Raw genomic sequence first — 25,104 nt, forward strand, 5'->3', positions numbered from 1 at the left:
TCGGCATATAGGCCGTTGCGGCACAATCGGCAAATGCCGGACGCTCCGGAGACGAGTGCCCGCCTGGAAGAGGAATAAATTCTTCACGACTCCGCTTGACTCTCGTTCCGCCCTCTGGAATCTATAAGAACATAACAGGAACATATCGACGGAACGGAACACCATGGCGACAAGCGCTGTGGTGCGGGACACTGTTTTTGCCCTGCGCCGCCAGATCGCGAAAATCGAAGGAACACTGGCCGAGCGCCTCGACGCGCCTGCCGGCGATGCCTTCGACGCGGATCGCATGCTGGTTCGCCGTGGCGGCGTGGCCGAAAGCCATGGGCTGCTCGCGACGGGTGCCGGCCGCCTCGACGCCGCCCTGGGCGGCGGCCTGCCGAAAGCCGCCCTCACCGAATTCCATGGCGCCGAGACGCGCGACGCCGGCACCGTCGCCGGTTTCGCGCTCTCCCTTGCCGGCCTGGCCTTGAAAGCGGCGGGCTCGCCTGCCCCCATCCTCTGGGTCGGCACCGCCGAGATCTTCCGCGAGGCCGGCTTTCCTTACGCGCGGGGTCTTCAGGCCGGTTTCGGCATCGCGCCCGAGATGTTGCTTTATGCCGAGGCGCCAAAGCTCGTCGACGCCTTGTGGATCGCCGAGGAAGCGGCCGGGCTGACGGCGCTCTCGGCCGTCGTTCTGGAGCTGCGCGGCAATTCCGAACGGCTCGACCTCACGGCGACGCGGCGGCTGCATCGGCGCGCGCAGATGGCTGGCCGGCCCGTATTCCTGCTGCGCCAGGCAGCCTTCGCCGAACCGACGGCCGCCCCTGTCCGTCTTGTCGTCGCCCCCGCACCCGCCGCACCTCGCCTCACCGTCGCCGGACCGCTGGACGGCTCGATCGGCCGCCCGGCCTTCACCGTCACCATCGACAAGAGCCGCGCGGCACAGCCTGGACAATTCACACTGGAGTGGAACCCCGATGAACGCACATTCCTGGACAGAAAGCGCGTGGGCGGAACCGGCAAATGGCGAAGGGACGCGCAAGAAGGAGCAAAGGATCCTGTCGCTCTGGTTTCCGCATCTTCCGGCGGAGCGGATACTGCGGCAGCGCCTGGGGCGGTCGTGGCGTTCCCGCCCTTCCAGTCATCACCCACTGGTGATCAGCCATCGCGACCGCAACGCGCAACGCATCGCCGCGCTCGATGAACGAGCCGAGGCATTGCGCCTGAAACCCGGCATGGGCATCGCCGACGCCCGCGCCATGCATCCGGCGATCGACATCATCGAAGCCGATCCACAGGCGGATTTGCGCCTGCTCGAAAGCCTGGCCGACTGGTGCGACCGCTACACACCGCTGGTCGCCCTGGACGGTACCGACGGCCTGTTCCTCGACATCACCGGCTGCGCGCATCTTTTCGGCGGCGAACGCGCCATGCTGGATGAGATCCTGGCCCGGTTTTTCCATCAGGGTTTCGACGTGCGCGCCGGCATCGCCTCGACAGCCGGGGCTGCCTGGGCTGCCGCGCGATTTTCCAGGCAATGCATCGTCGAACGTGGTGATGAGGAGAGGCTCCTGGCACCCCTACCGCTGACCGCGCTGCGCCTCGATCCGCAGGTGCGCGGCAGCCTGGAAAGCGTCGGTCTTCGCACGGCAGGCGCCGTCATGGCGGCGCCACGCGCGCCGCTGGTGCGCCGTTTCGGCGCGACCCTGCTCCTGCGGCTCGACCAGGCGCTCGGCCGGCAGGATGAGGCGGTGTCGCCGCGCCTGCCCGTCGCGCCTCTTTCGGTCGAGCGGCATCTTGCCGAGCCGATCACCCTGACCGACGACATCGAGCGTCTGGTGTTCTTGCTCGCGACGGCGCTGAAAACCGATCTCGAACGGCGAGGCGAAGGCGCCAGGGCGCTCGCACTCCTGCTTTTCAGGGTCGATGGCGTGGTCAGCCGGCTTGTCGTCGGCACGTCGCGGCCGATGCGTGAGCCGCGGCTCGTCCAGAAACTGTTCCATGAAAGGCTGGCCGCGATCGCTGAGGATTTCGATGCCGGCTACGGTTTCGATCTCGTTCGCCTCGCCGTCCTGACCACCGCGCCTTTCGATATACGACAAGCCGACCTCGCCGGCGATGTCGAGGAAGACGAGGAAGGTCTCGCTCTCTTCGTTGACCGTATCCGTGCCCGCCTGGGCGATGGTGCCGTGATGAAACCGGTCGCCATCGAAAGCCATCTGCCGGAACGGGCCGTCACGACCATCCCCTACTGGGAGAACCCGCCGCAGCGTGTATCGCCGCCGAAGAAACCCGCCGCCCCCAGGAACCTGCCCACCACAACGCCTTTCCAGCCGGAACGCCCGATCCGGCTGTTCCGGGTGCCGGAACCGATCGAGGTTCCGGCCACGGAAATCCCGGATGGCCCGCCGCCGCAGTTCCGCTGGCGGCGCGCGCTGCACCGTGTCGCCAGCGTCGAGGGCCCTGAACGCATCGCGGCGGAGTGGTGGCGCAAGCAGGAGCCGACACGCGACTATTATCGCGTCGAGGATACGGACGGCCGCCGCTACTGGCTCTATCGCCAGGGCTTTTACAGCGATTCCGAACCGCCGCCGCGCTGGTTCATGCATGGGGTGTTCGCATGAAGACGGCCAACCTGCGCGCGCCATCTGCCCTGCCGGCCTATGCCGAGTTCGGCGTGCAGTCGAATTTTTCCTTCCTGCGCGGCGCCTCGCGCCCGGAGGAGTTGGTCGTGATGTCATGCGCGCTGGGCTACACCGCCATGGGACTTGCAGATCGTAATACCGTTGCCGGTGTGGTGCGTGCTTGGAGCCAATCGCGGCATATTCAGCTTTCCAACGAGACCGAGGCGGTTTGGCTGCCTTATCATCCCGGTTGCAGGTTGGTGTTCTGCGACGGTGTCCCGGATATCTTGGCCTATCCTCAGGACCGAACCGGTTGGGGGCATCTGTGCCGGCTCTTAACCGAAGCGAATCTTCGCGGAGAAAAGGGGGCTCCTCTACTTTATCTCGACGACCTCCTCAAAGGGGGTGACCATATATCTCTCGCCATACTGCCCCGTCTTTCCCCCGGCCAAGATGAACTACCGCTGTTATGCCGGTTGAAGGAACGTTTCGGTCGAAATCTGTGGCTCGCTGCCGCGCCCAAATATCAAGGCGACGACCTCTTTCGCATCGAGCAGGCTCAAGGTCTGGCACAAGCCGCTGGTCTGCCTTTCATGGCCACTAACGACATACTCTATCATTGCGCAGAACGGCGACCGCTGCAGGATGTGGTGACTGCGATCCGGCTCAACGTCCCTGTAGCCGAGGCTGGAATGGAACTCGCTGCAAATGCTGAGCGCCATATGAAGCCGACGCAAGAAATGGCTCGTCTTTTCCGTCGCCATCCACAGGCGCTTACCGAAACGCTGCGCTTCGCCGAGACCCTCAGCTTTTCACTACAGGAATTACGTCACAATTATCCCGACGAACCGACGCGCGATGGCGCAACGCCGCAGCAGGAACTGGAACGACTTGCCTGGGAAGGAGCAGTGGAGCGCTACCCTGACGGAGTACCGCAGCCCGTGTCCTCGCGTATCAGGGAAGAATTGGCCCTGGTCGGGCGAATGGGGTATGCGCGCTATTTCTTGACCGTACATGACATCGTTCGCTTCGCACGCAGCCGAGGCATATTGTGTCAAGGCCGTGGCTCTGCCGCCAATTCCGTCGTCTGTTACTGCATCGGTATAACGCCGGTCGGGCCTAATCAAATCCATGCACTTTTCGAGCGCTTCATCTCTGAAGAGCGTAACGAACCGCCCGACATAGATGTCGATTTCGAGCATGAACGCCGCGAGGAGGTTATCGCTTATATTTATGAGAAATATAAGGAAAAGCATACTGCACTTGCCGCGGCGGTGATCACCTATCGCGGCCGCTCCGCTTTGCGTGAGGTCGCCAAGGCAATGGGTCTATCCGAGGATGTCCGAAGCGCTTTGTCGAGTTCGATCTGGGGCTGGTATTCATCCGAACTTGGCGAGCGAGAGACCCAGGCCGGCGGTCTTGCCCATACGGACCCGTTGACCAGATATGTCCTCGATCTCGCCAACGAAATCATGGGCTTCCCGCGCCATCTCACGCAGCATGTCGGCGGTTTCGTCATCACCAAGGATCGCCTCGACGAGATCGTACCTATCGTCAAGACGGCAATGGACCAACGCAAGATGGTCGAATGGGACAAGGATGATCTCGACGCCGTTGGATTGCTTAAAGTCGACGTCCTGGCGCTCGGCATGTTGTCGTGCCTGAAACGCACATTCAGTTTGTTGAAAAGCCATTATCCCGCCGTCCGCGATCAATTCGATCGGCCGTATGAGCTAGCGACACTGCCGGAAGAGGATAAGCGTGTTTACGATATGATCTGCCGCGCGGATACGCTCGGTGTTTTCCAGATTGAATCACGCGCGCAGATGTCGATGCTGCCGCGACTGCGGCCGCGAGAGTTCTATGACCTCGTCATCGAAGTGGCTATCGTGCGGCCCGGTCCCATACAGGGCAATATGGTCCACCCCTACCTGCGCCGGCGGCAAGGAAGGGAAGAGGTCGAGTATTACAAGGACGAATTGAAGGAGATCCTGGGCAGGACCTATGGCGTACCGCTGTTCCAAGAACAGGCGATGAAGATCGCTATAGTTGCCGGCGGCTTCAAACCCGGAGAAGCGGACGAGCTGCGCCGCGCCATGGCAACGTTTAGACGCATGGGAACCATCGGCAATTACAAGGAGAAGATGATCGAAGGCATGGTCCGCAAGGATTACCCCCGTGAATTCGCCGAGCGCTGCTTCAAGCAGATCGAAGGGTTCGGCGAATATGGCTTCCCGGAAAGCCACGCCGCCTCCTTCGCCCTGCTCGTTTATGCCTCCTGCTGGTTCAAGACCTTTTATCCCGACGTCTTCTGCGCAGCGATCCTTAACTCGCAGCCCATGGGTTTCTACCAACCGGCCCAATTGGTGCGCGATGCGCGCGATCATGGTGTCGAAATCCGCGATGTCGACATCAATGCCTCGATCTGGGACTGCGCGCTCGAAAAAGCCTCGTTCGATCCCCAGCGCATCACATCTCGCCATGCCGAGATGCGCGGCGTCATTAAAACCGACCACGCCGTCCGGCTGGGATTTCGCCAGATCAAGGGGCTATCGGAGGATCGGATGCTGATGTTCGCGGCCCGGCGCGGCGACGGTTACGAATCCGTGCGCGATGTCTGGCTACGCTCCGGCCTCGATACTGACGAGATCGAGAAACTGGCCGAGGCCGACGCTTTCCGCTCGCTCGGCATCAGCCGGCGCGATGCGCTCTGGGCGGTGCGTGCGCTCGATGGCCGCAAGGCCACGGAAAGACTGCCTCTGTTCGATCAGCCGCAGATCAGGTTGCCCGAATTGGAGCCAGAGACGAAGCTGCCGATGATGCGACCGGGCGAGCACGTCATCCACGATTACCGGTCGCTCGGCCTGTCCTTGAAGGCGCATCCCGTCTCGTTCCTGCGCGACCGGCTCGCCCGCAGCGGCGTCACGCCGAATGCGCTGCTGTCTTCGGTGCCGGACGGCAGACGTGTCACGGTCGCCGGGCTTGTCCTCGTGCGCCAGCGGCCGGGCAACGGCAAAGCCATTTTTCTGACACTGGAGGACGAGAAAACCGTCGCGAATATCATCTTCTGGGCACGGACATTCGATCGATATCGCCCGGTTATCATGGGCGCGCGCTTCGTTCGCGTCACCGGCAAGCTGCAATGCGAGTCCGATGTCATCCACATCGTCGCCGACAAGATCGAAGATTTGACGCCCTGGCTCTCGTCGCTGCTGGAGACCGGGCAGCCGGATGCAGCGAATTCACCGGCAACTGGAAACAGGCTCTTGCCCGGGCCGTCGGACCAAAGCCGTACCGCCGACCGAGTGGATCGGAAAACAGTCCCCGAACAGGATTTCCCGACACATGCCGAAGACGCGCAGCGCGTCATGCCGAAGGGGCGTAATTTTCATTAGCGCGGCCTATCGCCAACCGCTGCGATCGACCTGCGTCATCTGGTCGCCACGGGGTTTGGAATGCATTCAGCCCTTGCCGGGTGCAATCGCCCGCGCCTCCGAAGGCAGCATGATCGGAATTCCGTCCCGCACCGGATAGGCCAATTTGGCGACACGCGAGACCAGCTCGCCGTGCTCGGCATCCCAGCTTAGCGGTCCTTTGGTCAGAGGACATACCAGCAGTTCCAGCAGCTTCGGATCGACGTCGATCTTTTTGCCTTCGCGATCGCCCATCCCTCGTCTCCCGTTCACGATCCTATTGCAGGCCGGAGCCGAAATCCTCGTTGTCGCGGGCCAGCGTCAGCTCCGTGATCGCGATCAACGTTTCGGCCCTGCTTTTCAGATCCTGTGCTTCCAGCAGCGCCTGCTTTTCGGCCGGCCCGTAAGGCGCCATCATCGACAGCGCATTGACCAGCATGGCGTTGTCGGCGCGGCTTACGCTTTCCCAGTCCGCTTCCAGTTCGTTGGCCTGCAGATAGGCGCGAAATGCCTTGAGCAAGGCGGTCCGGTCCACGCTGGCAGCCGAGGGGTCTTCGTCGAGATCGGCCAAGAAGGGCGCGATGCGGCATTGCCTGAACGGCGTGCGCACCGTGAGTTCCTGCGTGACGCGAAACCGGCATATGCCTTGCAAGGAAACGACGTAGCGGCCGTCGCCCGTTTCCATATAGGAGATAACCCTGCCGATACAGCCAACGCCGCTCAGTTCGGGTTCTCCGTCCTTGCGCAGAACGCCTTCCAGGTCCGGCTGGATCATGCCGATCAGGCGCGATCCGGCCAGCACCTCGTCCACCATTTGCAGATAACGCGGCTCGAAGATGTTGAGCGGCAATCGCCCGCCTGGCAGCAACAACGCTCCGCTCAGCGGGAAGACCGCGATCGAGGCCGGAAAATCCGCTTCAAGCCGATATCGCGCGTTTCCCGCTCGCATCCCTTCCTCTTCGTATGACCGTCTCGAAAGCCAAACACAGGTGTTGGCCCAATCGCGACGCCCAATCCGGGCGTCAGTGCGCGCAGGCCGCTTTAAGCGAAGAGCAGCGACGACAGCTTCCGGCGTGCCGAAAGTGTTGCCTCGTCGGCCATGCCCCAGGCTTCGAACAGCTGCAGCAACTGTGACCGCGCGCCATCGTCCTTCCAGCTGCGATCCGCCTTGATGATCGCCAGCAAATTGTCGGCAGCTTTTTCGCGCTCACCCAACGCATTCTGGATCATCGCCAGGTCAAAACGCGCCTCGTGGTCCTTCGGGTTTTCGGCGAGGCGTCGCTCAAATTCGGCCGGATTGCCGAGCGATGCCGCCTGGGCGGCAAGCGCCATGCGTGCGCGCAATGCGCTGATGGTCGGCGCGTCCGCCTTGGCTTCCGGCAATTGCGCGAGCACGGCCTCGGCGCCCGCGGTATCGCCCGAATCGAACAGAATTTCCGCCAACCCCGCGACTGCCTCGACAGTGTCGGGCGCCCGCTCCAGCACAGCCTGATAGATATCCGCCGCCGTCTGCACGTCGCCGGCCGTGCGTGCTTCGCCAGCCGCCGTCAGGGCCTCGGCCAGCTGCGCCAGGCCGTCGCCCTTGCCGCCGACACGATCGATGAATTCACGAATCTGGCTTTCGGGGACAGCGCCCATGAAACCGTCGACCGGTTGTCCGTTCTTGAAGGCGATCACCGCGGGGATGGACTGAATGCCGAGCTGACCGGCGATTGCCGGATGATCGTCGATGTTCATCTTGACCAGTTTGACCTTGCCACCGCCAGCATTGACCGCTTTTTCGAGCAGCGGGGTCAATTGTTTGCACGGGCCGCACCACGGCGCCCAGAAATCGACCAGCACGGGCTGGCGCCGCGATTCCTGAATGACGTCCGCGGTGAACGCCGCCGTCGTCGTGTCCTTGATCAGATTCTGGCCCGCGCCGTTCGCCGGTTCCGTCGAGCCACCCTGCCCGCCATACTGCACGGTCGTGGCATAGGCGTTGCTCATGCCGCCAAACGGATTTTGGTCGCTCATCATTCTGTCCTTTCGGCCGCGCATGCAGTGGCAGCCCGATCACGGATGCCGGTTGCCACCCAATGTGGCGATCACGCCGAGACTTTCAAGATAACAGGCTCATGGCCGGTTGCCTCGATGAATTTGATCAGGTCGGTCGCGGCGATCGATGTCGTTGCCTCATTGGTCAGCGGGTGGGCATTGATGACGGAATTTTCCATCAAAGCCTCATCCAGCACGATCTTCACCCGGTTTTCGCCGTCGTTGATCAGCCCGAAGACGGTCACCGCGCCCGGAACGACGCCGAGCAGTTCCATCAGCATCTCCGGCTTGCCGAAGGAGACGCGGCTTGAGGCACCGATCAGTTGGTGGATCTGCTTCAGGTCGACCTCGGCCTCTTCGTCGACGGTCACCAGAAAGAAATTGTCCTTCTTGTCCTTGAGGAACAGGTTCTTGGTATGCCCGCCGGCAATTTCGCCGCGCAACGCCTGGGAATCCGCCACCGTAAAGAGCGGAGCATGGCGCTGCGTCGACACTTCTATGCCCAATCCGGTCAGGAAGGCGAAAAGCTGATCTTCGGTTTTGGCCATCGCTGCCTCGTTATCTTTGTTCCGCTTCCCGCCCACCGGGCTTCGAGGCCGCAGTTTGCCTGCCTCCGTACCGATAGCGAACCTCAGACCCAATAATGTAAGGCGGGTCGGCCGCAAAGCCGATTTCGCCTGTTTTGGCGACGATGCGAATATGTGCATTTTTCCCTGTTGCAATCGTCACGCTCTTCGGCCATATAGGCCCGGCTTGCGGCCCAAAGCCGCGCGAGCGGGTGTAGCTCAGGGGTAGAGCACAACCTTGCCAAGGTTGGGGTCGAGCGTTCGAATCGCTTCACCCGCTCCAATTATCTTAACGGTTAAACGACATGGCCGCCTTCGGGCGGCCGTTTCGTTTTTGGCCGTAGGCCTATCGGTCGATCCGGGTTGAGAGGATGATCGAGGAGAGCGTGCGTTCCACGCCCTCCATTGCGCCGATGCGGTCTATGAGCGAATCAAGATCGCTGATCGACGCCGATTCCACCGTCACGATCATGTCGAAGCTGCCGCTGACCGAATGCAGCGTCCGCACCTGCGCGAGCGCCCGCAGTTCCTTGACCACGCGATCCGCGGCTTTTGGCGCCACCGTCAAAAGCACATGCGCCCTGACCAGTCCCTGTTCGTAGTCGGGCGCCAGCCTGACGCCGTAGCCGACGATGATGCCGCGTGCCTCCAGGCGCTCGATGCGGCTTTGCACCGTGGTTCTGGACACGCCCAGCCGGCGCGCCAGTTCGGCGGTCGACGCGCGGGCGTTCTCGCGCAGCAGGGCGATCAGGTCTCTATCGGCTTGACTAAGCATAATGACGACTTGGCTCGGCGAATTATTCGAAAAGGATCGGCGTTTCGCTCAATCGCACACTTCCATTCGTCCGGCAAACTGCGATTCCTCCGGTAAAGTTCAAATCGAAAAACTGGAGCAACCCATGAAGGAAATCGTCGTCGTTGGCGCCGGCAAGATCGGCTCGACCATTGCCGGCATGCTGGCCGAAACCGGTGACTATCGCGTCACCATCGTCGACCGCTCCGCCGCCCAGCTGGCGGCGCTGGAAGTACCGGCCGGTGTGGCTGCGGTCGAAACCGACATCGAAGCGGTCGGCGCCCTGGAAACCGTGCTCGCCGGCAAGTTCGCCGTCATGAGCGCCGCGCCTTTCCACCTCACCACCCGCATCGCCGAGGCCGCTGCCGCCGCCGGCGTTCATTATCTCGACCTCACCGAGGACGTCGCCTCCACCCGCCGCGTCAAGGAACTGGCAAAGACGGTCAAGACCGCCTTCATCCCGCAATGCGGCCTGGCTCCGGGCTTCATCTCGATTGTCGCCAACGATCTGGCCAGCCGCTTCGACAGCCTGGAGAGCGTGCGCATGCGCGTCGGCGCGCTGCCGCAATATCCGTCCAACGCGCTGAACTACAACCTGACCTGGAGCACCGACGGCGTCATCAACGAATATTGCGAGCCTTGCGAGGCGATCGTCGAGGGCGAGCTGATCGAAGTGCCGCCGCTCGAGGAACGCGAGGAGTTCTCGCTCGACGGCGTCACCTACGAGGCGTTCAACACTTCCGGCGGGCTTGGAACGCTGGCTGAGACTTTGAAGGGCAAGGTCCGTACGCTGAACTACCGCACAATCCGCTATCCCGGCCATGCCGCGATCATGAAGGCGCTGCTCAACGACCTTGGCTTGCGTCATCGCCGCGAGGTCCTGAAGGACATCCTCGAGAATGCCTTGCCGGCCACCATGCAGGACGTGGTCATCGTTTTCGTCACCGTGTCGGGTCGTAAGAACGGCCGGCTGCTGCAGGAAACCTACGCCAACAAGATCTACAGCCAGCGCTCTGGCCAGACCGTGCGCAGCGCGATCCAGATCACCACGGCGTCCGGCATCTGCGCCGTGCTCGACATGCTGGCCGACGGCAGCCTGCCGGCGCGCGGTTTTGTGCGGCAGGAAGACATCGCGCTCGACACCTTCCTCGCCAACCGCTTCGGCCGCGCCTATGCGCAGCACGAACGCGCCGGCCGCTTGGCAAGCTGATCATCACGCCGGGTTCGACGAGAACCCGACCAACGACTTCGAATAACAAAAGGGCTCGCCAACCATGTGTTGGCGGGCCCTTTTGTTATGCCGGTACCTATCTGGCCTAGATGTGCAAAGCGTGGCCGAGCGCCTTGAGCGCGGCCTCCGGGAAAGCCTCGCCCTGGGTCGGGTGCGCATGGATCGTGCCGGAGATGTCTTCCAGCCGAGCGCCCATCTCCAGCGCCAGCCCGAAGGCCGCCGCCAATTCCGACACGCCGTGCCCAACCGCCTGGATGCCCAGAACCAGATGGTTGTCGGCGCGCGCAACGACGCGCACGAAACCGGCCTCGCCGAGTTTGGTCATGGCGCGGCCATTGGCTGAAAACGGAAACTGTCCGATCTTCACTTCGCCGGCCTGCGCTTTCGCCTCGTCGGGAGCGAGCCCAACGCTGACCACTTCGGGATCGGTGAAACACACCGCCGGTATGGCGCGCTTGTCCCAGCTGCGTTTGTGGCCAGCCAGGATTTCGGCCACCATCTCGCCCTGAGCCATTGCCCGGTGCGCCAGCATCGGCTCGCCGGTCACGTCGCCAATGGCAAAGACGCCGCGCATGGAGGTGCGGCATTGGTCATCGATGCGGATGAACCTGCCAGCCATGTCGAGCTCGATCTGATCGAGCCCCCAGCCCTCGGTCACCGGCTTGCGCCCGACGGTGACGAGAACCTTGTCGGCAGCGATCTTCACTTCCTTGCCGGCAGCGGTTTCCACCAGCAGCGCGTCGCCCTTGGCCGAAAGACCCTTGGCCTTGGCTTCGGTCAGCACGTCGACGTCGAGTTCTCCGAGCCGCTTCGCGATCGGTCTGGTCAGCTCGGCGTCATATTGCGCGAGCAGGCGCGGCAGTGCCTCCACGACCGTCACCTTGGAGCCGAGCTTGGCGAAAGCCATGCCGAGTTCGAGGCCGATATAGCCGCCCCCGACGACGGCCAATCTGGCGGGAACCTCGGCTAACGACAGTGCCTCAGTCGAGGAGATCACCGACCCGCCGAACGGCATGAAGGGCAATTCGACGGGCGCCGAGCCAGTGGCGATGACGATGGTTTCAGCGCGGATCACCTGCAGTCCGGTTTCGGTCTCGACCTCGACCGTCTTGCCGTCATGGAATTTGGCCCAGCCCGAAACATGCTTGACCTTCGCCTTCTTCAGCAGGCCTGAAACACCATTCGTAAGCCGGCTTACTATACCGTCTTTCCAGGCAATCGTTTTGCCGAAATCGATCGAATGGCCGCTTGCGGTTATCCCGAGAGGGCTTGTGCCGGCCGTCATATGGGCCACCTTCTCGAACTCCTCGGCGGCGTGGATAAGCGCCTTGGATGGAATGCAGCCAATGGTCAGACAGGTGCCGCCGGGCCTTGCGGCTTCGACAATAACGGTATCGATGCCGAGTTGTCCGGCGCGAATGGCGCAGACATAACCGCCCGGGCCCGCGCCGATGACAAGCAGCTTGCAGGAGATATCCTTCATTGCCGTTTTCCCCGGTCAGACGCGCCGCCCTCGGCCGCGCGATGTATGGCAGGTTTCGCCATGGTCAGCCGTCCACGAAAATAAGCGCCGGCGTCTCGAGCAGCGCCTTGATGCGCTGGACAAACACCGCCGCGTCCCAGCCGTCGATGATCCGATGATCAAAGGAGGAGGAAAGGTTCATCATCTTGCGAGGCACGAACTGCGTTCCGTCCCACATCGGCCGGATCATCATCTTGTTGACGCCGATGATCGCCACCTCGGGGTGGTTGATGACCGGCGTGGTGACCACGCCGCCCATCGCGCCCAGCGAAGTGATGGTGATGGTGGAGCCCGACAGATCCTCGCGGGTCGCGGTGCCCGTCTTCGCGGCTTCCGCCAGACGATTGACCTCGGCGCCACAATCCCAAAGGTCGCGCGCTTCGGCATGTTTCACCACCGGCACGACCAGGCCGTTCGCCGTTTGCGCGGCAATGCCGATATGGATGCCGCCATGCTGATGGATGACCCCCGCCTCGTCGTCGAACAGTGAATTCAACTGCGGCTGCTCAGCGATCGCCTTGACCATCGCCCGCATCAGGAACGGCAGAAGCGTCAGCTTCGGCCGGTCGGCGCGCTTCTCCTTGTTCAGCGCCGCACGCAGATCCTCCAGCGCCGTCACGTCCACCTCCTCGACATAGGTGATGTGAGGGATGCGCGACTTGGAGAGTTTCATCTTCTCGGCGATCTTGCGCCGAAGCCCGATGACCTTGATCTCCTCGACCGCCTCATTGCGAGCGAGACCGGCGGCAGGCCGGCTGGTCTGCTGGCCGCGCGCCAGGAAAGCCTCGATGTCTTCGTGGCGAATGCGGCCGGCGGGACCGGTGCCTGCCACCTGCCTCAGATCGATGCCAGCTTCCCTCGCACGCAGGCGCACGGCCGGCGATGCAAGCGGCTTCTCTCCCTCGGCGCGCGGCGCGCCGATATTGGCGACGCGCTGCGCACTTTCCGCTAACGCCCTTTGCGGTTGCCGGCTGGTTTCGACCGGCTTCGCCGGCTCGGCCTTGGTTGGCGTTTCCTTTTCGGAAGATGCGGTCGCGGCCGGCGGTTTCGCCTCGGTTACTGGTGCCGACTGGTTGCCGGCAGTGACATTGCCTTCGCCCGCCACCTTCAGGCGCACGATGGGCGAGCCAATCGCCACGGTGTCGCCGATCTCGGCACCCAGCCACAGGATCTCTCCGTCCACGGGTGACGGAATCTCCACCGTCGCCTTGTCGGTCATCACCGCGGCAAGCACGGCATCCTCGCGCACGAGATCGCCAACCTTGACGTTCCATTCGACCAATTCGGCCTCGGCGACACCTTCGCCGACATCGGGAAGCTTGATGAGATATTCGCCCATGTCAGCTCTCCATCGTCGCAACGAGTGCGCGCCCCACGCGCGCCGGCCCGGGGAAATACTCCCATTCCTGCGCATGCGGATAAGGTGTGTCCCATCCAGCCACGCGCATGACCGGCGCCTCGAGGTGATAAAAACAGTTTTCCTGGACCAGCGCCGACAGCTCCGCGCCGAAGCCTGAGGTCAAGGTCGCCTCGTGCACGACAAGGCAGCGGCCGGTCTTCTTCACCGAATCGACGATGGTGTCGAGGTCGAGCGGCAGCAGGGTCCTGAGGTCGATCACCTCGGCGTCGATGCCGGTTTCCTCGGCGGCTGCCTGCGCGACATAGACCATCGTGCCATAGGCAAGCACCGTAACCGCCGAGCCTGGTCGCCGGATGACGGCCTTGCCGAGCGGCACGGTATAGTGGCCCTCGGCCACTTCGCCGAGATCATGTTTGGACCATGGCGTGACTGGCCTGTCGTGATGGCCGTCGAACGGTCCGTTGTAGAGGCGCTTCGGCTCCAGGAAGATCACCGGGTCGGGATCTTCGATCGCCGCGATCAACAGGCCCTTGGCGTCATAGGGATTGGACGGAACCACCGTCTTCAGGCCCGAGACATGTGTGAACAACGCCTCGGGGCTCTGGCTGTGCGTCTGGCCGCCGAAAATGCCGCCGCCGGTAGGCATGCGTATGACGATCGGACAGGTGAAGTCGCCGTTCGAGCGATAGCGCAGCCGCGCCGCTTCCTGTGTCAGTTGGTCGTAGGCAGGGTACATGTAGTCGGCAAACTGTATCTCCACACATGGCCGCAGACCATAAGCGGCCATGCCGATCGCCGAACCGACAATGCCCGATTCATTGATCGGCGCGTCGAAACAACGGTTCTTGCCATACTTGGCCTGCAGGCCCTGCGTGCAACGGAAAACGCCGCCGAAAAAGCCGACATCCTCGCCGAACACGACGACACGTTCGTCCAGCCCCATGGCGACATCCATGGCGTCGCGGATCGCCTCGATCATGGTCTTGCGTGCCATGGTTCAGACCCCTGCCTGCTGGCGCTGGCGCCTGAGATGCGGTGGCATCTCGGCGTATAGCCCTTCGAACATATCGCGGGTCGACGGCTTGCCGCCGGCATGCAGCGTGCCGTGCGTCTCGGCCTCTTTTTGCGCTGCGATCACCGTGTCCAGGATTTCGGTTTCCGCTTGCGCATGGCGCTCGTCGGACCAGACCCCGCGATGGATGAGATGGTTCTTCAGCCGCACCACGGGATCGCCCAGCGGCCAGGCTTCCGATTCCGCCTTCGGCCGATAGGCTGATGGATCGTCGGATGAAGAATGCGCGCCAGCGCGATAGGTGACATATTCAATCAGTGTCGGCCCGAGATTGGCGCGCGCACGCTCCGCCGCCCATTTCGCCACCGCATGCACGGCCAGATAATCATTACCGTCGACACGCAAGGCCGGAATGCCGAAGCCCAAGCCGCGCGCCGCGAAGGTGCCGACACCGCCGCGTGCGATGCCCTGGAAGGTCGAAATCGCCCACTGGTTGTTGACGATGTTCAAGATCACTGGCGCCTTGTAGGTCGAGGCAAACACCAGCGCCGAATGGAAATCCGATTCCGCCGTCGAGCCGTCACCGATCCAGGCAGCGGCAATGCGCGTGTCACCGCTGATCGCCGAAGCCATCGCCCAGCCCACGGCCTGGATATATTGCGTGGCGAGATTGCCGGAAATCGAGAAGAAGCCATGCTCCTTCGACGAATACATGATCGGCAATTGCCGACCCTTCAGCGGATCGGCCTCGTTGGAGTAGATCTGGTTCATCATGGTGACCATCGGATAGCCGTCCGCGATCAGCAGGCCGGCCTGTCGGTAGGTCGGAAAATTCATATCGCCCTTGTCGAGCGCCTTGCGAAAGGCGCAGCTCACCGCTTCTTCGCCCAGGTGCTGCATGTAGAAAGAGGTCTTGCCTTGGCGCTGCGCCATCTGCATGCGCGCATCGAAGGTCCGCAGCGTCATCATGTGGCGCAGGCCTTCGAGCAGCTCCTTGTCGGAGAGCATCCCCGACCATGGCCCGACCGCATCGCCGGCGCGGTCCAGGACGCGGATGATGGAGAAGGCGAGATCGCGGATGTCGCGCGGATCGACGTCGATCGGCGGCCTCGGAACCGAGCCCGCCTTGGGAATGGGAACATTGGAGAAATCGGGCGTTCCGCCCGGTCGCACCTCCGGTTCCGGAACGTGAAAACGTAACTTCCCAGCTTCGGCCATGGCTCCCGTCCTCCACTGTCACCTGGCGATGTTCGCACATCTTCGCCGCCGAAGCAGCGTCAAAGTACCTCCTTCGAACACCCCTGTTCTATCGCGCAGGGGCGGCCGACGGCGGCGCAATGTGGCAGGAATTCCACGTAATATCCCGTCTCTTCCTGGTCTTTGCCGGCAACAAACTGCATGGCGGATCGCCCGTTTGGGTTCGATAGCTGCAGCCGTTCGCCTTGCCGCAACATCGTGCTAAGGGACATTCATGGCACAGAAGAAAGCCTCGGAAGTCGATTCGTGGCTCGCACGGCCGGACGCGCGCGTTTGGCTGGTCCTCATCTATGGACCGGATCGCGGCCTGGTGGCTGAGCGTGCCCGCGCTTTTGCGGTGCGCACCGGTCTGCCGCTCGACGATCCCTTTTCCGTGGTGAAGCTGGACGCCGGTGAGGCCGACCGCGACGAGGGCCGGCTGCTGGACGAGGCACGCACCGTGCCGATGTTCTCCGACCGGCGGCTGCTTTGGCTTCGCAATGCCGGTGCCCAAAAAGGTCTCGCCGAAGACGTCAAGGCGCTATTGGCCGAACCGCCGCGCGACGCCATCGTCTTGATCGAGGCAGGCGATCTCAAGAAAGGTGTCGGGCTGCGCAACATCGTCGAAGCTGGCGACGGCGCCATGGCGTTGCCTTGCTATTCCGACGAGGCTCGCGACATCGACAGCGTCATCGACGATGAGCTCGGCAAGGCCGGCATGTCGATGACGCTGGAAGCGCGCCAGATGCTGCGTCGCAATCTTGGCGGCGACCGGCTGGCCTCACGCGGCGAGGTCGCCAAACTGACGCTTTATGCGCTTGGTCGCGGCGAAATCACGCTGGACGATGTGCAGGCCCTGACCGGTGACGTTTCGGGACAATCCTTCGACGATGCCGTGGATGCCGTTCTGGCCGGACAATTGGACGCGTTCGACACTGCATTTACCCGTCAATGCCAGGCAGGTGGCCAGCCTTTTCTTGCGTTGTCGGGCGCCATGCGCCAGCTCCAGGCCTTGCATGCGATGCGCGGAACGATGGATGCGGATGGCCGCAACGCCGCAGCGATTGTCGCTGCGCACAAGCCGCCGGTGTTTTTCACGCGACGCAGACTGGTGGAAACCGCGCTGCAGCGCTGGACCACCGACGCCCTGGCCAGAGCTTTGACCCGCCTGCAGGCCGCAATCCTGCAGACACGGCGACGGTCGGATCTGGCTGCTTCCATCGCCCGTCAGGCTCTGCTTGGTATCGCGGTGGAAAGCGCCAGGCTCAGCAACCGGCGCGCCGGATGACCGGAGCACCGCGGCGATCCAAAACAGAAAACCTTTTTGAAACAATATGTTAAAGCCATCCCCGGCGAACAGATCGGCGCAAACAGACCTCTCAGGGATGACCGGCCAGGATCAGCTCTGTTTCAGGCGCCGGCAGAGGTCGTCGAGCTGGTCGAGAGAACGGTAGGACACGCGCAATTCGCCACCACCGCTCTTATGCGCGATGACCACTTTCATGCCGGTGACATCCGATAGCAATCTCTCCAGCGCCAAAGTGTCCGGGTCCTTCTCGGCGGCGCCGGAAGGCTTGGCCTCGCGTTGCGCCTGAGCCGGCATCTGCGCCAGCGCTTCGGCCTGCCGCACGGAAAGCCCCTCTTCGACGATCCGCTTGGCCAGCGCCGCCGGATCCTGGGCGGTTACCAGCGTTCTGGCATGACCGGCGGACAACGAACCGTCGACCAGCATATCGCGGATGACATCCGGCAGTTTCAGCAGCCGCAGCGTGTTCGCGACATGGCTGCGGCTCTTGCCGATGACCTGGCCGAGATCGGCCTGGCTGTAGTCATGCTCATCGATCAGCTGCTGATAACCAAGCGCTTCCTCGACCGGATTGAGGTCCGCGCGCTGCACGTTCTCGATGATCGCCAGTTCCAGCGCAGTGCGGTCGTTCACATCGCGCACGATAACCGGAAGCTCGATCAAGCCGGCGCGCTGGGCTGCCCGCCAACGGCGCTCGCCGGCGATGATCTCATAGCGGCCCTGCTGGGTCGGCGACGGACGCACCACCACCGGCTGCACGACACCGTGCTCACGGATGGACTGCGACAGATCCGTCAGTTCCGCTTCCCCGAAATGACGGCGCGGGTTGCGTGGATTGGGGGTGACGAATTCGATCGGCACCTTGCCGTCCGCCGCCAGGCGCGGCTTCTCCGTCTCGACGGCCGCAGGACGGTCGATTTCGCCGATCAGTGCCGCCAGCCCACGGCCCAGCCGCTTTCTTGAGGGATCGTCGTTCATATTTGGTCTTCCGGATCGTTTCGGTATCGAATCGGTTTCAGGCGGCACGCAACTGACGTTCGCGGCGGATCACTTCAGACGCCAGTTGCAGATAGGCCTGGCTGCCTGAACATTTCAGATCGTAAAGGATGGCCGGCTTGCCGTAGGACGGCGCTTCCGACACCCGGACATTGCGTGGGATTATGGTCTCATAGACCTTGTCGCCCATATAGGCACGCACGTCCTGCACGACCTGATTGGCGAGATTGTTGCGCCCATCGAACATGGTGAGCACGATGCCCTGGATGCTGAGGGCCGGATTGATCGAGCCACGTACCTGCTCGACCGTTTCGAGCAGCTGGCTGAGGCCTTCCAGCGCGAAGAATTCGCATTGCAGCGGCACCAGCACAGAATCCGCGGCTGCCATCGAATTGAGCGTCAGCAGATTGAGCGACGGCGGGCAGTCGATCAGCACATAGCTGAACTTGTCCGAGGCGTGGATCGCATTGCGCAGCCGCAACACACGATCCGGCGCCGAGGCAATCTCCATCTCGATGCCGAGCAGATCGAGCGTCGACGGCACGATCGACAGGCCGGGCACGGCCGTCGGCATCGCCGCCGCTTCCAGGTCGAGCTGACCGGTGAGCACGTCATAAGAAGAAACCGCGCGGTCGCGACGATCGATGCCGAGACCGGTGCTTGCGTTGCCCTGCGGATCGAGATCGACGATCAGCACGCGCTCGCCGATCGCCGCAAGGGCGGTCGCCAGGTTGATGGCGGTGGTCGTCTTGCCGACCCCGCCTTTTTGGTTGGCGACCGTGATGATCCTTGGTCCGGTGCTGGTCATGGTTTCCCGCCAGAAGTTCATTTCGCGAGCGATAAGCTTTCCAATCAAGCCCTGCGCACATTGCGCAGATCAAGCACAACCCCTTGTGGGTCGATCAAGCTGCCATGTTTTAGCAGATCGAACCGCCAGCGGTGAGCGCTTTCTTCGATCTCCCGCTCATAATCCCGACCTTTATGGAACAGGGCGCGCGCGCCGGCAGCCAGCCACGGCTCGGCCAGCCCCAACAGGTCCGTCAAAGGTGCCAAGGCGCGAGCTGTCACCACCTCCGGCGCTTTCACGAACGGATAGGAATCCTCGATCCGCTTTGCCACGATCCGGGCGGGCAACCGAAACTCGCCTACCGTGGCCTGCAGGAATCCGGTTTTCTTGCGATTGCTCTCGACCAGATCGATCGTACCGCCGCGCTCGCCAAGCAGGAACGCCATGACGAGGCCCGGAAATCCGCCACCGGAACCGATATCGACCCATTTCGTGGCAAGCGGTTCGAGGGCCGCCAACTGGGCGCTGTCAAGAATATGACGCTGCCATATCTCGGCTTCCGTCGATGCCGCAATGAGATTGATGCGGTTGTTCCATTTCAGGAAATGCGTCTCGAACGCACGCAGGCGCTCGAATGTTTCACGTGAAACGTGTCCCGCCACATCCTGTAGACTCTCAAAGGATGCAGTGCTCAAGCGGCACCCTTTTGTGCCAGCTCCGCGTTGCGGATATGGGCGACGATAACCGCCAATGCGGCGGGCGTCATGCCTTCCATGCGTTGCGCATCCGCCACCGAACGCGGCCTGCGGTTGCTCATTTTCTGCTTGAGTTCGTTCGACAGACCCGACACCGCCGCGAAGTCCAGATCTTGCGGGATCAACCGGCTTTCCTCATGACGCATCTGTTCGACATCGGCTTTCTGCCGACCTAGGTAGACGGCATATTTCGCTTCAATTTCAAGAGCTTCCGCTGTCTTGACATCGACAGCGCCAAACCTGTCGTCGATTTGGCCGAGCAGCGCAACATCAACATCCGGATAAGCCAGCAGTTCGTAAAGCGAGCGCCTCACCCCGTCGCGATTGATTTCGATGCCAAACCTGGCCGCCTCATTCGGCGTCAGCTGGATCTCTTGCGCCAGCGCCCGCGCCCCGTCCACGCGATCCCGAACTTCCTTGAATCGCTGCGCGCGATCCGCCGACACGATGCCCAGTTCGATTGCCTTCGGCGTCAACCTTTCATCGGCATTATCGGCACGCAACGACAACCGAAACTCCGCCCGGGAGGTGAACATCCGGTATGGTTCGGCGATGCCGCGGCTAGTCAGGTCGTCAATCATCACGCCGATATAGGCTTCGGTGCGGCTCAGCACGACCTCCTCGCCACCAGAAGCGCGGCGAGCGGCGTTCAGCCCGGCGACCAGACCCTGGGCGCCCGCCTCCTCATAACCGGTCGTCCCATTGATCTGACCGGCCAGGAACAACCCTTTGACCCGTCGGGTTTCCAGCGTCGGCAACAGTTCGCGCGGATCGACATGATCATATTCAATAGCGTAGCCCGGCTGCAGCATATGCGCCCGCTCCAGGCCCGGAATGGTCTTCAGTAAATCCAGCTGCGCGTCTTCCGGCAACGAGGTCGAAATGCCGTTTGGGTAGACGGTCGAATCGTCAAGCCCTTCGGGTTCCAGGAATATCTGGTGCCCCTCGCGATCACCGAACTTGACAATCTTGTCTTCGATCGACGGGCAATAACGCGGGCCGACACCTTCGATCTCGCCGGAATACATAGCCGAGCGACTGAGATTGGCCCTGATCACCGCATGCGATGCCGGCGTCGTTCGCGTTATGCCGCAATCGATCTGCGGGTTGCGAATTCGATCCGTCATCAGAGAAAAAGGCACAGGGTCGTTATCCGCTGCCTGGCTCTCCAGCGACTTCCAGTCGATGGTACGCCCATCGAGCCGTGGCGGCGTACCCGTCTTCAAGCGCCCGAGATTGAAGCCGATGCGCTCCATCGTCGCTGACAGGCCCATCGACGCCTGTTCGTTCATCCGCCCGGCCACGATCTTGCGATCGCCGATATGAATGAGGCCACGAAGGAAGGTGCCGGTGGTTAATACCACCGCGCCGCAAGGCAACCTGCGTCCGTCCGCCAGAAGCACCGCTTCAACGGAGCCATTCTTCACTTCGAAATCAAGCACTTCGCCCTCGACGACGTCGAGGTTGGCCTGAGCGCGAATGGCATCCTGCATGGCCAGCCGGTAGAGCTTGCGATCAGCCTGCGTGCGCGGCCCGCGCACGGCCGGGCCCTTCCTGCGGTTGAGCAGGCGGAACTGGATGCCGGCCGCATCAGCGACGCGGCCCATCAGGCCGTCCATCGCATCGATCTCGCGAACCAGATGCCCCTTGCCAAGGCCGCCAATCGCGGGATTGCAGGACATCACGCCGATGGTGTCGAAACGCAGCGTAACCAGAGCCGTACGCGCGCCAGCGCGCGCCGCCGCACTGGCTGCCTCGCATCCGGCATGGCCGCCGCCAACCACGACTACGTCGTAGCTGTTGCTCATCGTCTTGGCTCCTGGAGTTTCGTTGTCGATTTCATGTTCCTAGAAACGAGTCGTGTCAAGGAAAAGCAATTTGGTTTCACGTGAAACATCATGAGACGGTCACCTGCCCAGGTGTTTCACGTGAATCACCTTCTTTGACACGGAAATGTTTCACGTGAGTCACTTGCCGATACAGAACTGCGAGAAGATGACGTCGAGCAGATCTTCGACACCCGCCGTGCCGACGATCCGCCCGAGCCTATCCCCCGCGAGCCGCAGATCCTCCGCGCGAAGTTCCTGAAATGCGTCGCTTTGCCCAGCCGCGTGATCGATAAAACTCCGGCTCGCCTCCAACAGTTCCACATGGCGCAGGCGCGACGGCAACAGCTCTCCCGTCGTCCCAGCAGCCTCATTTGCCAACCTGCCCAGTTCATCGAGGAGGCCTGCCAACCCGAGCCCCGAAACCGTGGAGACAGCGAGATCATACCTCCGTTCTCCGTCCTTAGGCGCAGCTTCAATCAGGTCGGCCTTTGTCCCAACGCGAAGAACCGGCACACTCGCAGGTACCTCCAGCGATGTAATCGGTCCTGTCATATCCTCAAGCACGATCAGCAGGTCGGCTTCGTTCGCGCGTTCCCTGGCGCGTCCGATCCCGATCGTCTCGACCTTTCCTGCCTGCTCCCGCAAGCCTGCCGTATCCGTCAACCGCACCCTCAAGCCACCAAGATCAAGCGCAACTTCCAGAAGATCGCGTGTCGTGCCTGCTTCATCGCTGACAATCGCCACATCACGTTTGGCCAAAGCATTGAAGAGGCTGGACTTACCTGCGTTCGGCGCACCTAGAATGACGACATCGAAACCTTCACGAAGGATTTCTCCGGCATGGAACCCCTTAACGTGTTCGCCGATCTCGCTAGAAAGCTTGTGCATATCAGCCCAGACGCTCGCCGAAACCGAACCGGGCACATCATCTTCGTCCGCGAAATCGATCTCGGCCTCGATCATCGCCCGGGCGTGGATAAGCCGCTTGCGCCAGTCTTCGTAAAGCTTGCTTTGCGCTCCGCTCGCGCTCAGCACGGCAAAACGACGCTGCGCTTCCGTCTCGGCATTGATCAGGTCGGCCAACGCTTCCGTCTCGATCAAATCGACCTTGCCATTGAGAAAGGCCCTGCGGGTGAACTCGCCGGGCTCCGCATGCCTGATGCCGTCGATGGTCGTGAGCCTCTTCAGCAATGCTGCCACCACGGCGCGCCCGCCGTGCACCTGGAATTCCGCGACATCCTCCCCCGTAAAGGACGCCGGGCCTTCGAAGAAAACCACCAAACTTGTGTCGATTACGGTGCCGTCGGATTGCTTCAGTTTCCGCAGGTGAGCCGTGTGCGAGAGCGGCACTGAACCAGATATCGTTTCGAGTGCGAATCGAACCTGTGGGCCGGACAGGCGAACCACGGCGACGCCGGCAGGTAGTTTACCGCTCGAGAGTGCGACGATCGAATCCGAAAATCTCATTTGTCCGCTCGTGGAAATCCCCTAACGTCAGCGCCATCGCAACAGGGCGCTTGCCGTGACGCTACCGCAAAGAAACATGCTGGCCGATGAGGCGAGCCCCTATCTTCGCCAACATGCCGAAAACCCCGTCCATTGGCGTGCCTGGTCCCAGGCCGCGCTCGACGAAGCCAGGGCGTCCGATCGACCAATCCTGCTCTCGATCGGTTATGCCGCCTGCCACTGGTGCCATGTGATGGCGCATGAAAGTTTCGAGAACGCCGAAATCGCAGGCGTCATGAACCGTCTGTTCGTCAATATCAAGGTCGATCGCGAGGAGCGGCCCGATATCGATCAGATCTATATGGCGTCGCTCTCGGCCATGGGCGAGCAAGGTGGCTGGCCGCTCACCATGTTCCTGACGCCAGACGGCAAGCCGTTCTGGGGCGGAACCTACTTCCCACCAACGTCGCGATACGGTCGGCCAGGCTTCGTGCAGGTACTGGAGGCCGTCGATAAAGCCTGGCGCGAAAAGAGGAGCAGCATCGCCCAAAGCGCGGACGGCCTGGTCGCCCATGTCGCGGCACGCTTGTCGTCGGCTGAACCAAGGACCGCACTGACAAAGGATACCCTGGATGGCCTCGCTGCGGGCATCCAGGGCATGATCGACTGGCGTGGAGGTGGCCTGTCCGGCGCGCCGAAGTTCCCCAATGCGCCCTTCACGACCACGCTCTGGCTGTCCTGGCTGCAGACGGGCAATACGACCCGCCGCGATGCCGTCCTTCTCGGCTTGCGCAAGATGCTGGCTGGCGGCATCTACGACCATGTCGGCGGCGGCCTCTGTCGTTATTCCACGGACGCCGAATGGACGGTGCCGCATTTCGAGAAGATGCTGTACGACAATGCTCAGCTCCTGCGCCTGGCCAACTGGGCCTATGCCGAGACGGGCGATGAACTGTTTCGGCACCGAATCGAGGAGACTGTCGCCTGGCTTCTGCGTGACATGCGCGTCGACGGCGGTGCATTTGCGTCGAGCTATGACGCCGACAGCGAAGGCGAGGAAGGCCTTTATTACTGCTGGACAGACGGAGAAATCGCCGACGCTCTCGGCAGCGATTCTGGCTTGTTTTCCAGATACTTCTCGCTGGTCAGTCCCTCGGCCTGGGAAGGCAAACCGATCCTGCGCCAGACTGGCGAGCAACGCGACGCTAGTGTAACCGATCACGCTGTTGTTGCTGGCCTCAAGGCCAAGCTGCTGGCCAGCCGCTCATCACGCATCGCGCCCGGGCGCGACGACAAGGTGCTGGCCGACTGGAACGGACTTGCCATCACCGCACTGGCCGAATGCGGGCGTTCATTTGGCCGAACCGACTGGATCGAAGCCGCTGCCCAAGCCTTCTCGACCATTCTTTCAGCGACTGAAAACGGCCGTATCCCCCACTCCATTCTCGGATCGAAGAAGCTGTTTCCCGCGCTTTCCGGCGATTATGCCGCTCTCATCAATGCCGCGGTTGCCCTATTTGAAGCAACACACGACCAAAAATATATCAATATTGCCAAAGGGTTGGCTGAACAACTCGACCGCTGGCATGACGACAGCGCCGGAACCGGGCACTTCCTGTCCGCGTCCGACAGCGCCGATGTTCCGATCCGCATCCGTGGCGATGTCGATGAAGCCATTCCCTCCGCCACCGGACAGATCGTTGAAGCCTTGGCGCGGCTGGCGACCGCCACTGGCGATCTGGCCTTGCAGGACAAGGCCTATATCGTCGCCGAGCACGCTATGGGCCGCGCGTCCAAACAGGCCTACGGCCAGGCCGGCATCGTCAATTCCTGCGTGCTGGTGCTCGAGCCCTTGAAGCTTGTCATCATCGAAAGCTCCGACAATCCAAGCCTTGTTCCGGTAGCGAATCGAAATCCGGACCCGCGCCGCGTCGATCTTATCGTGCCGCTGGGGGACGCCGCACCGGGTCTGCCCGGGGGTTTGGTCCCGACCACCGAGAGGCCGGGGGCTTATTACTGCACCGGCCAGGTCTGCCTGCCGGTTGTCACCGAACCGGAGGAACTCGAGCGTCTCCTGCGCCGCAAAAGTGGGTAGGATCGGATGTCACAAACCAGAGTCAAATAATTTTCTATAATTTATACAATAGGTTACGCGGAAGCATCCGCAACCTGGCACCGGTTTTGATACACAACAGGGTCCAGAAATACAAAA

At 62.2% G+C, this 25,104-nt stretch carries 19 protein-coding genes, 1 tRNA gene and 1 pseudogene; 7 read left to right on the plus strand and 14 right to left on the minus strand.

Annotated features, from left to right (window positions below; all coding sequences use genetic code 11):
- The first annotated feature begins 163 nt into the window (after nt 1-163).
- From AB4136_RS01855 to AB4136_RS01865, 3 genes are read left to right on the plus strand one after another with little or no spacing between them, the layout of a single operon-like run.
- Complete coding sequence (locus AB4136_RS01855) at nt 164-1,183, plus strand: ImuA family protein (RefSeq protein WP_024923260.1); 1,020 nt, start codon at nt 164-166, stop codon at nt 1,181-1,183.
- On the plus strand, nt 1,134-2,603 hold the full coding sequence (locus AB4136_RS01860) for a Y-family DNA polymerase (RefSeq protein ID WP_024923261.1): 1,470 nt from the start codon (nt 1,134-1,136) through the stop codon (nt 2,601-2,603). The genes AB4136_RS01855 and AB4136_RS01860 overlap by 50 nt, the downstream gene beginning before the upstream one ends.
- Complete coding sequence (locus AB4136_RS01865) at nt 2,600-5,998, plus strand: error-prone DNA polymerase (protein ID WP_024923262.1); 3,399 nt, start codon at nt 2,600-2,602, stop codon at nt 5,996-5,998. Before AB4136_RS01860 ends, AB4136_RS01865 begins: the two co-directional genes overlap by 4 nt.
- A gap of 66 nt (nt 5,999-6,064) precedes the next feature.
- Here the strand turns inward: AB4136_RS01865 and AB4136_RS01870 are convergent, their stop codons facing one another.
- The 4 genes from AB4136_RS01870 to AB4136_RS01885 all read right to left on the minus strand — a co-directional run bounded on the left by AB4136_RS01870 (nt 6,065) and on the right by AB4136_RS01885 (nt 8,601).
- Nucleotides 6,065-6,271 carry a Trm112 family protein gene (locus tag AB4136_RS01870; protein ID WP_024923263.1) on the minus strand — a complete coding sequence of 69 codons (207 nt, stop codon included), beginning with the start codon at nt 6,269-6,271 and terminating at the stop codon, nt 6,065-6,067.
- Nucleotides 6,272-6,293: 22 nt separating this feature from the next.
- Entirely contained in the window at nt 6,294-6,965 is a 672-nt protein-coding gene (locus AB4136_RS01875) for an LON peptidase substrate-binding domain-containing protein (RefSeq protein WP_024923264.1), read from the minus strand.
- A 92-nt stretch (nt 6,966-7,057) separates the two neighbouring features.
- Nucleotides 7,058-8,032, minus strand: coding sequence for a thioredoxin (trxA, locus tag AB4136_RS01880; RefSeq protein WP_137900343.1), 975 nt, complete (start codon nt 8,030-8,032; stop codon nt 7,058-7,060).
- A 71-nt stretch (nt 8,033-8,103) separates the two neighbouring features.
- Nucleotides 8,104-8,601, minus strand: coding sequence for a prolyl-tRNA synthetase associated domain-containing protein (locus AB4136_RS01885; RefSeq protein WP_024923266.1), 498 nt, complete (start codon nt 8,599-8,601; stop codon nt 8,104-8,106).
- Nucleotides 8,602-8,827: 226 nt separating this feature from the next.
- Here AB4136_RS01885 and AB4136_RS01890 point away from each other — a divergent pair.
- A tRNA-Gly gene (locus AB4136_RS01890) sits at nt 8,828-8,902 on the plus strand.
- Nucleotides 8,903-8,965: 63 nt separating this feature from the next.
- Here AB4136_RS01890 and AB4136_RS01895 read toward each other — a convergent pair.
- Nucleotides 8,966-9,418: pseudogene (locus tag AB4136_RS01895) on the minus strand (Lrp/AsnC family transcriptional regulator); the annotation flags it as partial.
- Between the two features lie 100 nt (nt 9,419-9,518).
- Here AB4136_RS01895 and AB4136_RS01900 point away from each other — a divergent pair.
- Complete coding sequence (locus AB4136_RS01900; protein ID WP_024923268.1) at nt 9,519-10,622, plus strand: saccharopine dehydrogenase family protein; 1,104 nt, start codon at nt 9,519-9,521, stop codon at nt 10,620-10,622.
- A gap of 106 nt (nt 10,623-10,728) precedes the next feature.
- Here AB4136_RS01900 and lpdA read toward each other — a convergent pair whose 3' ends face one another.
- The 4 genes from lpdA to AB4136_RS01920 all read right to left on the minus strand — a co-directional run bounded on the left by lpdA (nt 10,729) and on the right by AB4136_RS01920 (nt 15,755).
- The gene (lpdA, locus tag AB4136_RS01905) at nt 10,729-12,126 is read right to left on the minus strand and encodes a dihydrolipoyl dehydrogenase (RefSeq protein ID WP_024923269.1); all 1,398 of its coding nucleotides are present in this window, start codon (nt 12,124-12,126) and stop codon (nt 10,729-10,731) included.
- Between the two features lie 64 nt (nt 12,127-12,190).
- On the minus strand, nt 12,191-13,504 hold the full coding sequence (locus tag AB4136_RS01910) for a dihydrolipoamide acetyltransferase family protein (protein WP_024923270.1): 1,314 nt from the start codon (nt 13,502-13,504) through the stop codon (nt 12,191-12,193).
- 1 nt (nt 13,505) lies between these two features.
- Entirely contained in the window at nt 13,506-14,519 is a 1,014-nt protein-coding gene (locus tag AB4136_RS01915; RefSeq protein ID WP_024923271.1) for an alpha-ketoacid dehydrogenase subunit beta, read from the minus strand.
- A gap of 3 nt (nt 14,520-14,522) precedes the next feature.
- Complete coding sequence (locus tag AB4136_RS01920) at nt 14,523-15,755, minus strand: 3-methyl-2-oxobutanoate dehydrogenase (2-methylpropanoyl-transferring) subunit alpha (protein WP_024923272.1); 1,233 nt, start codon at nt 15,753-15,755, stop codon at nt 14,523-14,525.
- A 253-nt stretch (nt 15,756-16,008) separates the two neighbouring features.
- Between AB4136_RS01920 and holA the strand changes: the two genes are divergently transcribed.
- On the plus strand, nt 16,009-17,061 hold the full coding sequence (gene holA, locus AB4136_RS01925) for a DNA polymerase III subunit delta (protein WP_024923273.1): 1,053 nt from the start codon (nt 16,009-16,011) through the stop codon (nt 17,059-17,061).
- A 111-nt stretch (nt 17,062-17,172) separates the two neighbouring features.
- Here holA and AB4136_RS01930 read toward each other — a convergent pair whose 3' ends face one another.
- The 5 genes from AB4136_RS01930 to mnmE all read right to left on the minus strand — a co-directional run bounded on the left by AB4136_RS01930 (nt 17,173) and on the right by mnmE (nt 22,913).
- Nucleotides 17,173-18,057, minus strand: coding sequence for a ParB/RepB/Spo0J family partition protein (locus AB4136_RS01930; RefSeq protein WP_024923274.1), 885 nt, complete (start codon nt 18,055-18,057; stop codon nt 17,173-17,175).
- 37 nt (nt 18,058-18,094) lie between these two features.
- Nucleotides 18,095-18,883: a ParA family protein gene (locus AB4136_RS01935; protein ID WP_024923275.1), complete on the minus strand. Its 789-nt coding sequence runs from the start codon at nt 18,881-18,883 to the stop codon at nt 18,095-18,097.
- 44 nt (nt 18,884-18,927) lie between these two features.
- On the minus strand, nt 18,928-19,557 hold the full coding sequence (rsmG, locus tag AB4136_RS01940; protein WP_137900342.1) for a 16S rRNA (guanine(527)-N(7))-methyltransferase RsmG: 630 nt from the start codon (nt 19,555-19,557) through the stop codon (nt 18,928-18,930).
- The gene (gene mnmG / locus AB4136_RS01945; protein ID WP_024923277.1) at nt 19,554-21,425 is read right to left on the minus strand and encodes a tRNA uridine-5-carboxymethylaminomethyl(34) synthesis enzyme MnmG; all 1,872 of its coding nucleotides are present in this window, start codon (nt 21,423-21,425) and stop codon (nt 19,554-19,556) included. The genes rsmG and mnmG overlap by 4 nt, the downstream gene beginning before the upstream one ends.
- A 159-nt stretch (nt 21,426-21,584) precedes the next feature.
- Entirely contained in the window at nt 21,585-22,913 is a 1,329-nt protein-coding gene (gene mnmE / locus AB4136_RS01950; protein WP_024923278.1) for a tRNA uridine-5-carboxymethylaminomethyl(34) synthesis GTPase MnmE, read from the minus strand.
- Nucleotides 22,914-22,989: 76 nt separating this feature from the next.
- On the opposite strand from mnmE, the gene AB4136_RS01955 reads away from it, so the two are divergent.
- Nucleotides 22,990-24,987, plus strand: coding sequence for a thioredoxin domain-containing protein (locus AB4136_RS01955; protein ID WP_244437885.1), 1,998 nt, complete (start codon nt 22,990-22,992; stop codon nt 24,985-24,987).
- The last annotated feature ends 117 nt before the right edge of the window (nt 24,988-25,104 follow it).

Source organism: Mesorhizobium sp. 2RAF21, from assembly GCF_052115345.1.
GTDB lineage: Bacteria > Pseudomonadota > Alphaproteobacteria > Rhizobiales > Rhizobiaceae > Mesorhizobium > Mesorhizobium terrae.